This is a genomic window from Klebsiella africana, assembly GCF_020526085.1.
Classification (GTDB): Bacteria; Pseudomonadota; Gammaproteobacteria; order Enterobacterales; family Enterobacteriaceae; genus Klebsiella; species Klebsiella africana.
Genome location: NZ_CP084874.1, coordinates 2,018,453 through 2,027,984 on the forward strand (window position 1 = coordinate 2,018,453; position 9,532 = coordinate 2,027,984).

The 9,532-nt window shown below is 59.2% G+C and carries 11 protein-coding genes; 8 read left to right on the forward strand and 3 right to left on the reverse strand.

Annotation, left to right across the window (positions count from 1 at the left end; all coding sequences use genetic code 11):
• Complete coding sequence (sirB1, locus tag LGL98_RS09765; protein WP_136032247.1) at window positions 1-813, forward strand: invasion regulator SirB1; 813 nt, start codon at window positions 1-3, stop codon at window positions 811-813.
• Window positions 814-852: 39 nt separating this feature from the next.
• The gene (kdsA, locus tag LGL98_RS09770) at window positions 853-1,707 is read left to right on the forward strand and encodes a 3-deoxy-8-phosphooctulonate synthase (RefSeq protein ID WP_002910393.1); all 855 of its coding nucleotides are present in this window, start codon (window positions 853-855) and stop codon (window positions 1,705-1,707) included.
• Window positions 1,708-1,793: 86 nt separating this feature from the next.
• On the opposite strand, the gene chaA is transcribed toward kdsA, so the two are convergent.
• Window positions 1,794-2,894, reverse strand: a complete 1,101-nt coding sequence (chaA, locus tag LGL98_RS09775) for a sodium-potassium/proton antiporter ChaA (RefSeq protein ID WP_008804391.1) — start codon at window positions 2,892-2,894, stop codon at window positions 1,794-1,796.
• A 263-nt stretch (window positions 2,895-3,157) separates the two neighbouring features.
• Here chaA and chaB point away from each other — a divergent pair, with 263 nt between their 5' ends.
• Window positions 3,158-3,388, forward strand: a complete 231-nt coding sequence (gene chaB, locus LGL98_RS09780) for a putative cation transport regulator ChaB (protein ID WP_008804392.1) — start codon at window positions 3,158-3,160, stop codon at window positions 3,386-3,388.
• A gap of 136 nt (window positions 3,389-3,524) precedes the next feature.
• A complete protein-coding gene (locus tag LGL98_RS09785; protein WP_136032249.1) occupies window positions 3,525-4,205 on the forward strand; it encodes a gamma-glutamylcyclotransferase in 681 nt (226 codons plus the stop codon).
• A gap of 56 nt (window positions 4,206-4,261) precedes the next feature.
• Here LGL98_RS09785 and LGL98_RS09790 read toward each other — a convergent pair whose 3' ends face one another.
• Window positions 4,262-4,504, reverse strand: coding sequence for a DUF1883 domain-containing protein (locus tag LGL98_RS09790; RefSeq protein ID WP_002910387.1), 243 nt, complete (start codon window positions 4,502-4,504; stop codon window positions 4,262-4,264).
• 238 nt (window positions 4,505-4,742) lie between these two features.
• Window positions 4,743-5,096, reverse strand: a complete 354-nt coding sequence (locus LGL98_RS09795) for a DsrE/DsrF/TusD sulfur relay family protein (RefSeq protein ID WP_136032250.1) — start codon at window positions 5,094-5,096, stop codon at window positions 4,743-4,745.
• A gap of 68 nt (window positions 5,097-5,164) precedes the next feature.
• Here LGL98_RS09795 and nasR point away from each other — a divergent pair, with 68 nt between their 5' ends.
• The 4 genes from nasR to LGL98_RS09815 all read left to right on the forward strand — a co-directional run bounded on the left by nasR (window position 5,165) and on the right by LGL98_RS09815 (window position 9,529).
• Entirely contained in the window at window positions 5,165-6,346 is a 1,182-nt protein-coding gene (gene nasR / locus LGL98_RS09800) for a nitrate regulatory protein NasR (RefSeq protein WP_136032252.1), read from the forward strand.
• Between the two features lie 242 nt (window positions 6,347-6,588).
• Entirely contained in the window at window positions 6,589-7,845 is a 1,257-nt protein-coding gene (locus tag LGL98_RS09805; protein ID WP_136032254.1) for a CmpA/NrtA family ABC transporter substrate-binding protein, read from the forward strand.
• A 1-nt stretch (window position 7,846) separates the two neighbouring features.
• Entirely contained in the window at window positions 7,847-8,731 is an 885-nt protein-coding gene (ntrB, locus tag LGL98_RS09810; protein ID WP_136032256.1) for a nitrate ABC transporter permease, read from the forward strand.
• A 9-nt stretch (window positions 8,732-8,740) separates the two neighbouring features.
• Complete coding sequence (locus LGL98_RS09815; protein ID WP_004145418.1) at window positions 8,741-9,529, forward strand: ABC transporter ATP-binding protein; 789 nt, start codon at window positions 8,741-8,743, stop codon at window positions 9,527-9,529.
• The last annotated feature ends 3 nt before the right edge of the window (window positions 9,530-9,532 follow it).

The following is a 9,532-nucleotide window of genomic DNA, read 5'->3' on the forward strand; positions in this document are numbered from 1 at the left end:
ATGGGGTCATTAGCGGATTTCGAATTTAATAAAGCGCCATTGTGTGATGGCATGGTCCTCATTTCTGAACAGGTCCGCGACGATTTTCCGTCGCGTTTTGTCGAGGAAGAGCTGCAGCGACTGCTGCGCCTCGCGCAGGAGGAAATTGCGCCGTCGTGGGACCAGGAGCGCCAGATAGAACGCCTGCTGGCACTGTTTTACGACGAGTGGGGCTTTGGCGCCTCGCAGGGCGTATATCGTCTTTCCGACGCGCTATGGCTGGATAAAGTGCTGGTTAACCGCCAGGGGAGCGCGGTGTCGTTAGGCGCGATCCTGCTGTGGATCGCCCAGCGCCTGGGGCTGCCGGTGGTGCCGGTGATCTTCCCGACCCAGATGCTGCTGCGCGCGGACCCGGAAACCAGCGAAGAGATGTGGCTGATTAATCCGTTTAACGGTGAAACCCTCGACGAGCATACCCTGGAGGTATGGCTGAAGGGCAATATTGGGCCGGTGGCGGAACTGTTTAATGAAGATCTCGACGAAGCGGATAACGCCGAGGTGATCCGCAAGCTGCTGGACACCCTGAAGTCGGCGCTGATGGAAGAGCGGCAGATGGAGCTGGCCCTGCGCGCCAGCGAAGCGCTGCTGCAGTTTAATCCGGAAGATCCGTATGAGATCCGCGACCGCGGGCTGATATACGCCCAGCTGGACTGCGATCACGTGGCGCTGTTGGATCTAAGCTATTTCGTTGAACAGTGCCCGGAGGATCCGATCAGCGAGATGATCCGCGCACAGATCAACACGATTTCGCATAAACAAATTACATTGCATTAGTCTGGAACCATTCCGGTTACACCCTGATAAGGCGAACTTATGAAACAAAAAGTGGTTAGCATTGGTGATATCAACGTAGCAAACGACCTGCCGTTCGTGCTGTTCGGCGGGATGAACGTGCTGGAGTCGCGCGATCTGGCGATGCGCATCTGTGAACATTACGTCACCGTTACGCAGAAGCTTGGTATTCCCTACGTCTTCAAAGCCTCCTTTGATAAAGCCAACCGTTCCTCCATCCACTCCTATCGTGGGCCGGGTCTGGAAGAAGGGATGAAGATTTTCCAGGAGCTGAAGCAGACCTTTGGCGTGAAAATCATCACCGATGTTCATGAAGCCAGCCAGGCGCAACCGGTGGCTGACGTGGTGGACGTGATTCAGCTTCCGGCTTTCCTCGCGCGCCAAACTGACCTGGTGGAAGCGATGGCGAAGACCGGGGCGGTAATCAACGTCAAGAAACCGCAGTTCGTCAGCCCGGGTCAGATGGGCAATATCGTTGATAAGTTCATCGAAGGGGGTAACGATAAAGTCATCCTCTGCGACCGCGGCGCGAACTTCGGTTACGACAACCTGGTCGTGGATATGCTCGGCTTCGGCGTGATGAAGAAAGCTTCCAACAACTCGCCGGTCATTTTCGACGTCACCCACGCGCTGCAGTGCCGCGACCCGTTTGGCGCAGCCTCCGGCGGTCGTCGTGCGCAGGTGAGCGAACTGGCCCGCGCCGGTATGGCGGTAGGTATCGCCGGTCTGTTTATTGAAGCGCATCCGGATCCGGACCACGCGAAATGCGACGGTCCGTCCGCGCTGCCGCTGGATAAACTGGAGCCGTTCCTCAAGCAGATGAAAGCGATTGACGATCTGGTGAAAAGCTTCGACGAGCTGGATACCAGCAAGTAAGCCTGACTGCATCAGTAAAAAAGCCTGCCGGCGTCAAAACCGGCAGGCTTTTTTTCGCCCGGACTCCGCCGGGCGGGAAAGCGGGGTCAGGCGAAAATGGTCATCAGGTAGGCGGCGAACAGCGCCAGGTGGGCTGCGCCATTCAGCACATTGGTGCGCCCGGTGGAGAAGGAGATATGGCACAGTACCAGCGAGGCGACCATCACCACCATCTCCGGCGCGCCAAGGCCAAAGCGCAGCTCGTTGCCGGTCAGGAAGGCGATGAGGGTGACCACCGGGACCGTCAGCGAGATGGTGGCCAGCACAGAGCCGAAAAACAGATTCATCGCTCGCTGAACCTGATTGTTGAGCACCGCTTTCAGGGCGCCAAGGCCTTCCGGCGACAGGATCAGCAGAGCCACCAGGAAGCCGGTAAAGGCCACCGGGGCATTCATGCTGGTCAACAGCGTTTCCAGCGGGTTAGCGTTCATTTTGGTAACCGCGATCACTGCCACCAGGTGCACCAGCAGCCAGGCGGTATGCCACCCGCTGCTATGGGCGGACGGTTTACCGTGGTGCGGGTCGTCATCGTCGCTGTCGTCTTCATGCTCATAAACAAACAGGCTCTGATGGGTTTTGGTCTGAATAAGCAGGAAAACGCCGTACATGGCCGCCGAAATTACCGCCACCAGCAGCGATTGCCCGGTGCTGAAGTTCGCGCCCGGCAGCGCCATCGGAAAGACCAGCACGATAATCGCCAGCGGAAACAGGGCGATAAGATACTGCTTAATGCCGAACAGATTCATATATTGGGTGGCGAATTTACGCCCGCCCAGCAGCAGAGAGAAACCGACCAGACCGCCGGTGACGATCATAATAATGGAGTAAAGCGTATCACGCATCAGGGTCGGCGCGGCGTCGCCGGTGGCCATTAAGGCAGAGATCAGACTGACCTCAAGGATAACCACCGACAGGCTTAAAATCAGGGAGCCATAGGGTTCGCCCAGGCGGTGGGCGAGGACGTCGGCGTGGCGGACTACGCTGAAGGCGCTGCTTAAAATACCGACCAGCGCGAGGATATTAATTGCGATAACCACTGGCAGTGACTGGCTGCTGCCCCAGAAAAACAGCACCGCCAGCGCCAGCACCGGAAAGACGAGGGAAGACTCCTTATGGCGGGTTTTTACCGCCTCATGTGCATGGGTCATGAACCATCTCCATTTATGCAGGTGTTATAATTATAAAAACGTAGGGCGGTAAAGTAACAGATTTTGCTAAATTACCGCTGGTTTTTTACCTAAATTTACGGGTATCGAGAGGTATCTTGATTAGTTTATTATAATTTATGCTTACTAATATTTAGTTCTTACTATTCAGATAATTACTAAAATAATTTTTCTATTCATTTTGACCTTGATAGCCAGCTGCCTGCGTACCAGACTTACATTTAAAGCTCAAACAGGAGGTCAGTATGCCCTATCGCAATAAACAAGAACTCCCCGACAGCGTTCAGCATGTTCTGCCTGCCCATGCGCAGGAAATTTATAAAGAAGCGTTTAACAGCGCCTGGGATCAATATAAAGATAAAGACGAGCGGCGGGATGACGCCAGCCGCGAAGAGACGGCGCACAAAGTCGCCTGGGCGGCGGTGAAGAACAGCTACGAGAAAGGCGATGACGATAAGTGGCATAAGAAAAAATAATTGCTGACGCCGCTTTTCTGCTTGCCAGCGCCCCGCTGATTGCTTATTGAAAGATAAAGCTGGATAATATTTCAGCAATATTGACGGATGCATGAGACGAACGCCGGGAAGCGGGCAGTGGCGGAGGTAGTAAACAGTGTTAACTCGTGATTTCTTAATGAATGCGGATTGTAAGACAGCGTTTGGCGCTATTGAGGAATCGCTACTCTGGTCGGCAGAACAACGCGCAGCCTCGCTGGCGGCGACGCTGGCCTGCCGCCCGGATGATGGCTCAGTATGGATCTTTGGCTACGGTTCGCTTATCTGGAACCCGGCGCTCAATTATCGCGAGTCCTGCACCGGCACGCTGCCGGGCTGGCACCGCGCGTTTTGCCTGCGGTTGACCGCCGGGCGCGGGAGCGCCTGCCAGCCGGGACGCATGCTGGCTCTGAAAGAGGGCGGCCGGACTACCGGCGTCGCCTATCGTCTGCCTGACGACACGCTGGAAGAAGAGCTGACTCTGCTGTGGAAACGGGAGATGATCACCGGCTGCTATCTGCCCACCTGGTGCAAGCTGGAGCTGGACGACGGGCGAACGGTAAATGCTCTGGTGTTTATTATGGATCCGCGTCATCCGCTGTTTGAGCCAGATACCAGCGCCCAGGTTATCGCCCCGCTGATCGCCCGGGCCAGCGGGCCGCTCGGCACCAATGCCCAGTATCTGTTTTCGCTTGAGCAGGCGCTGAGCAAGCTGGGGATGCACGACGCCAGTCTTGATGATCTGGTGACCAGCGTCCGTGCGCTGCTGGGCGAGAGCCCAACGCCGGGCCTGGCCTGAACGCGCGAAAAAGAAAAACGCCCGGCATGACCGGACGTGTTTTTTGGTAGTGACGGTCAGGCCGGAACGTAGCTGATGGAGTGCTCCAGCGACTGGCTGTGACTGTCGATAAGCACGTTCCAGGTGCCGCTGTAGGGCACCGTCAGATAGGCGCTGTCCCGATCCTGCACGCTCAGGATATCCGCATGGCTGTCGCCCGGTACCTTCGCGCTCATCAGATGAATATGGCAGCGCTCTGAGCACCGTACCACCAGCGTGTCACCACCAAATAACGTTAAACTTGCTTTAACCATCGCCATTTTTATACCCCGTTTCTGTCCTGCTACAGCATCCTGCTCACCCAGTCCTCGCGTGATATTGTTCACACTTTGCTCTGTGCATCACACCAAACGGCACGGGTCAGGATGCTGATTTTGATCAAAAAAAGGGATAAAGATTAAACAAAAATGACGTTGTTCCTGAAAGCATTCAGCTAACGTTTTTTTTACCTCTACAGGCGGCGAAATCTGAAATTTCCTGCCGTTCGGCGCCCCAGATTCAGAAGGTCAGCACTTTATCTGCCGCCAGCGTCCACTGGGCCAGCTCAACCAGAGTGCCAACCTCCACGCCGTCAACCAGCGGCAGTGCGCTGACCCCGCGGCCGTCCGCACAGGTTTTACACAACTTCACGGGAACCTGCTGGGCGGTAAGGATCTCCAGCATCTGCTGCACATTATATCCTTCCGCCGGCTTCTGCCCGCGCAGCCCGGCGGTGACGGCGTCGGACATCAGAAACAGCTTGAGATCGAGGTTGGACTGCTGCTCGCGCAGGGCAATGGCCAGGCGCAGACTGTTGAACAGGGATTCGCTGCCATAGGCGGCGCCGTTGGCGATGATCACAATACGTTGCATACAAACTCCTTCTTAAAGGCACGGTTATTGCTTTACCGCAGTATAAAGCGTTAACCCGGAGGAGGGGTATGAATAATACGACTGGTCATGCGCACGATGCGACGGCCTGGCTGCAGCTGGCTCGTCGCCTGCAAAAACAACAGCTTCAGCAGCTTAGCCAACTGGGGGAACTGGCCAGCCAGCTCAGCGCGCTGGTGCATATGCTGCAGTGTGAGCGCGGGGCGTCGAATATCTATCTTTGCTCGGGCGGCTTGCTGTATACAGCGGAGTGTCGGGCGGGAGGGGCGCTGGTTGACGAGCGGCTAGCCCTGTTTTATGCCAGCCTCGAACGGGCGCGAGCGGTAGCTGGCAGCGCGCTGTGCTGGCGTATCGCCAGAGCGGTTGACGAGCTGGCGCAGCTCCCGGCGCTACGCGCGCAGATCGGCCGCCGGCAAATTGCCGCTGAAGTCGCGACGGAGCAGTTCAGCCGCGTCATCCGCCATCTGCTGAACATCGCCCCGCAGCTCAATGACAGCATTGACGATCCGCCGGTGGCTGGTCGGATGGTCGCCCTGTACAGCTTTATGCAGGGAAAAGAGCTGGTGGGCCAGGAGCGCGCGCTGGGAGCATTGGGCTTTACCCGCGGCGAGTTCAGCGACAGCCTGCGCCAGCAGCTGGTGGACCGTATTGACGGTCAGCAGCCCTGCTTCGACAGCTTTCAGGCGCTGGGCAGCCCGGCGACCGTCCAGTTGTTCAGAATCCAGTGCCACGCCGGTCTGGATATTGAACAGCTGCGGCGGATCGCCTGTACCCGCCAGCCGGCTGCCGATTGCGGGGAAACGGCGCTGCGCTGGTTTGGTCTGCAAACCCAACGGCTTGAGCAACTGCGCGAAGTGGAAGAGCAACTGATCGACGATCTGCTGGATGCCACCGACGCGCTGTTAGCAGACGACGCGCCTGGCTGGCAGGCCGGAGAGGAAGACGATAGCGTGACGCCAAGGCTCGATAAACAGCTACTGCCGCTGGTGCGCCAGCAGGCCTATGAGCTGCAGCAGCTCTCCAGCCAGCTGGCCTCGCTGAAAGACGCGCTCGAAGAGCGCAAGCTGATCGAAAAAGCGAAAAGTCTGCTGATGACGCACCAGGGAATGCAGGAGGAGCAGGCCTGGCAGACGCTGCGCAAGATGGCCATGGACAAAAATCAGCGCATGGTTGAGATAGCCCGCGCGCTGCTGATGGTGAAGGCGATTTGGCCGCCAACACCAAAGGAGTAGATGCACAATCGATGGGCATTCTTTGCCTGCCGGCGGTGCACTTTTAGGTGGAAAACCGGCCAGCGTTGGGAAAAATCCCGCCAGCGCGCTATTGCTAAAGCTGGCATCCCGTTTGCATTACTTATTAAGTGAATAAAAGTCCGGGCAACGAACCAATGGCGGTTCGGGTGTCCGTGGATAAAGGCGTCCTGCAGTGCGTATGCACTGTCGGGCGCTTTTTTTTTGCGCATGGTGGAGCGGATATGAGCGACAAATTTTCAATTTCCCGGCGGCGCTTGCTGCAGGCAGGGGCCGCGCTGGGCGGCGCGATGCTGCTGCCGGGCGTGATGCAGGCCGCCTGGGCCGGCGGCTCGGACAAACCGGAGCAAACCCGCGTGCGGGTCGGATTTATTCCGCTGACCGATTGCGCGCCGCTGGCCATCGCCGCGGCGAAGGGGTTTGACCAAAAATATGGCATCACCCTGGTAGCGAGTAAGGAAGCCAGCTGGGCGGCGGTGCGCGACAAGCTGGTGGCCGGCGAGCTCGACGCGGCGCATATTCTCTATGGCCTGCTGTACGGCCTCGAACTGGGGATCGCCAGCAAGCCGCAGGCGATGGCCAATTTGATGACCCTCAACCGCAATGGCCAGGCGATTACCCTCTCCAGCGAGCTGCAGGAGAAAGGGGTGACCGACCTCGGCGGGCTGAAGCGGCTGATCGACCGCAGCGCGCCGGGCAGTTACACCTTCGCCCATACCTTTCCTACCGGCACCCATGCCATGTGGCTTTACTACTGGCTGGCGAGCGCCGGCATCGATCCCTTCAACGATGTGCGCACCGTCGTGGTGCCGCCGCCGCAGATGGTGATGAACATGCGCATCGGCAATATGAGCGGCTTTTGCGTCGGCGAGCCATGGAACGCCCGCGCCATTAACGACCGTATCGGCTTCACCGCGGCCACTTCCCAGGATATCTGGCCCGAGCATCCGGAAAAGGTGCTGGGCACCCGTCGCGACTGGGTGGAACGCAACCCGAACACCGCCCGCGCGCTGGTGGCGGCCCTGATGGAGGCGCAGCGTTGGATCGCCGCCTCGCCGGAGAACACCCGGGAGACGGCCCGCCTGCTCGCCAGACGCGGCTGGCTCAATACCAAGGAGCAATACCTCACCGGCCGGATGCTGGGAGAGTATGACAACGGCCTTGGCCGCCGCTGGCAGGATGCCCATCCGATGCGCTTCTGGGCCGGGGGCGAGGTGAGTTTCCCGTGGCTGTCGGACGGGATGTGGTTCCTCACCCAGTTCCGCCGCTGGGGGTTGCTGAAGCAGGCTCCGGATTACCTCGCGGTGGCGTCGCGCATTAACCGCATCGATGTCTGGCAGGCTGCCGCCCAGGCGGTAGGAGGGATCAGCGCGCTGGCAGCCAGGATGCGCAGCAGCACACTAATGGACGGGACGGTATGGAACGGGTCCGACCCGGAAGGCTACGCCCGCCATTTCTCTATTCAACGTAAGGGGGCATGAGATGAAGCAGGCACAACGTAAGCAACCGGTCGTCAGCGTGGACAACGCGCCTGGCGAAGTGATTATTCTGCCGCCGGTGCAGGTCCGGCGCACCACGCCGGCCGTCACGCGCTGGCTGCGTGAGCTCACCCAGCGCCTGCTGCCCCCGCTGTTGGGGCTGGGAGTGCTGCTGCTGGCCTGGCAGCTGGCGGCGATGCATAGCAAAGGCTTTCCCACGCCGCTGAGCACGCTGGACTCGGCGCTGACCCTGTTTGCCGATCCGTTCTATCAGGACGGGCCCAATGACATGGGCATCGGCTGGAACGTGCTGGCCTCCCTGCAGCGCGTGGCGGTGGGCTTCGGCCTGGCGGCGCTGGCGGGCATTCCGCTGGGGTTTTTGATCGGCCGTTCGCTGTTCTTCGCCCGCATGTTTAATCCGCTAATTGCTCTGCTGCGCCCGGTCAGCCCGCTGGCCTGGCTGCCGATTGGCCTGCTGCTGTTCCAGAAGGCGGAGCCGGCTTCCAGCTGGACCATTTTTATCTGCTCCATCTGGCCGATGGTGATCAACACCGCGGAGGGTGTGCGGCGGATCCCGCAGGACTATCTCAACGTCGCCCGCGTCCTCCAGCTCTCGGAGTGGACGGTGATGCGCAAAATCCTCTTTCCGGCGGTGCTGCCGGCGGTGCTTACCGGCGTGCGCCTCGCCATCGGCATCGCCTGGCTGGTGATCGTGGCGGCGGAAATGCTCACCGGCGGGCTGGGGATCGGCTTCTGGATCTGGAACGAGTGGAACAACCTCAATGTGGAAAACATCATCATCGCCATCGTCATTATCGGTGTCGTCGGCCTGCTGCTGGAGCAGGGCCTGATGCTGCTCGCTCGCCGCTTTAGCTGGCAGGAAAAATAAGGAGCCAACATGAAACCATTAATTCAGGTGCAGGCCGTCAGCCAACGCTTCAACACCGCCAGCGGCGAGTTCCTGGCGCTGCAGAATGTCTCCTTCGATATCGTCGAAGGGGAGACCATTAGCCTGATCGGCCACTCGGGTTGCGGAAAATCGACCCTGCTGAACCTGATCGCCGGGATCACCACCCCTACCGAGGGCGGACTACTGTGTGATAACCGGGAAATCGCCGGTCCCGGGCCGGAGCGGGCGGTGGTTTTCCAGAACCACTCGCTGCTGCCGTGGCTGAGCTGTTTCGACAATGTGGCGCTGGCGGTGGATCAGGTGTTCCGTCGCACCATGAGCAAGAGTGAGCGCCGGGAGTGGATCGAACACAACCTGGCGCGCGTACAGATGGGTCATGCGCTGCACAAACGTCCCGGGGAGATCTCCGGCGGCATGAAGCAGCGGGTGGGTATCGCCCGGGCGCTGGCGATGAAGCCGAAAGTGTTGCTGCTTGATGAGCCCTTCGGCGCCTTGGATGCGCTGACCCGCGCCCACCTCCAGGACACGGTGATGCATATCCAGCAGGAGCTCAATACCACCATCGTCATGATCACCCACGACGTTGATGAAGCGGTGCTGCTCTCGGATCGGGTGCTGATGATGACCAACGGTCCGGCGGCGACGGTCGGCGAGATCCTCGCGGTCGATCTGCCGCGTCCGCGCCACCGCGTTCAGCTGGCGGACGACAGCCGGTATCACCATCTGCGCCAGCAGATCCTCCATTTCCTGTATGAAAAACAGCCGAAAGCGGCGTAAGGA

What these genes read in the sequence shown, in the direction of transcription:
- LGL98_RS09815 (WP_004145418.1), top strand. Translation starts at nt 8,741, where the DNA reads ATGAAACCATTAATTCAGGTGCAGGCCGTCAGCCAACGCTTCAACACC.
- kdsA (WP_002910393.1), top strand. Translation starts at nt 853, where the DNA reads ATGAAACAAAAAGTGGTTAGCATTGGTGATATCAACGTAGCAAACGAC.
- nasR (WP_136032252.1), top strand. Translation starts at nt 5,165, where the DNA reads ATGAATAATACGACTGGTCATGCGCACGATGCGACGGCCTGGCTGCAG.
- chaA (WP_008804391.1), bottom strand. Translation starts at nt 2,894, where the DNA reads ATGACCCATGCACATGAGGCGGTAAAAACCCGCCATAAGGAGTCTTCC.
- LGL98_RS09790 (WP_002910387.1), bottom strand. Translation starts at nt 4,504, where the DNA reads ATGGCGATGGTTAAAGCAAGTTTAACGTTATTTGGTGGTGACACGCTG.
- LGL98_RS09805 (WP_136032254.1), top strand. Translation starts at nt 6,589, where the DNA reads ATGAGCGACAAATTTTCAATTTCCCGGCGGCGCTTGCTGCAGGCAGGG.
- ntrB (WP_136032256.1), top strand. Translation starts at nt 7,847, where the DNA reads ATGAAGCAGGCACAACGTAAGCAACCGGTCGTCAGCGTGGACAACGCG.
- chaB (WP_008804392.1), top strand. Translation starts at nt 3,158, where the DNA reads ATGCCCTATCGCAATAAACAAGAACTCCCCGACAGCGTTCAGCATGTT.
- LGL98_RS09795 (WP_136032250.1), bottom strand. Translation starts at nt 5,096, where the DNA reads ATGCAACGTATTGTGATCATCGCCAACGGCGCCGCCTATGGCAGCGAA.
- sirB1 (WP_136032247.1), top strand. Translation starts at nt 1, where the DNA reads ATGGGGTCATTAGCGGATTTCGAATTTAATAAAGCGCCATTGTGTGAT.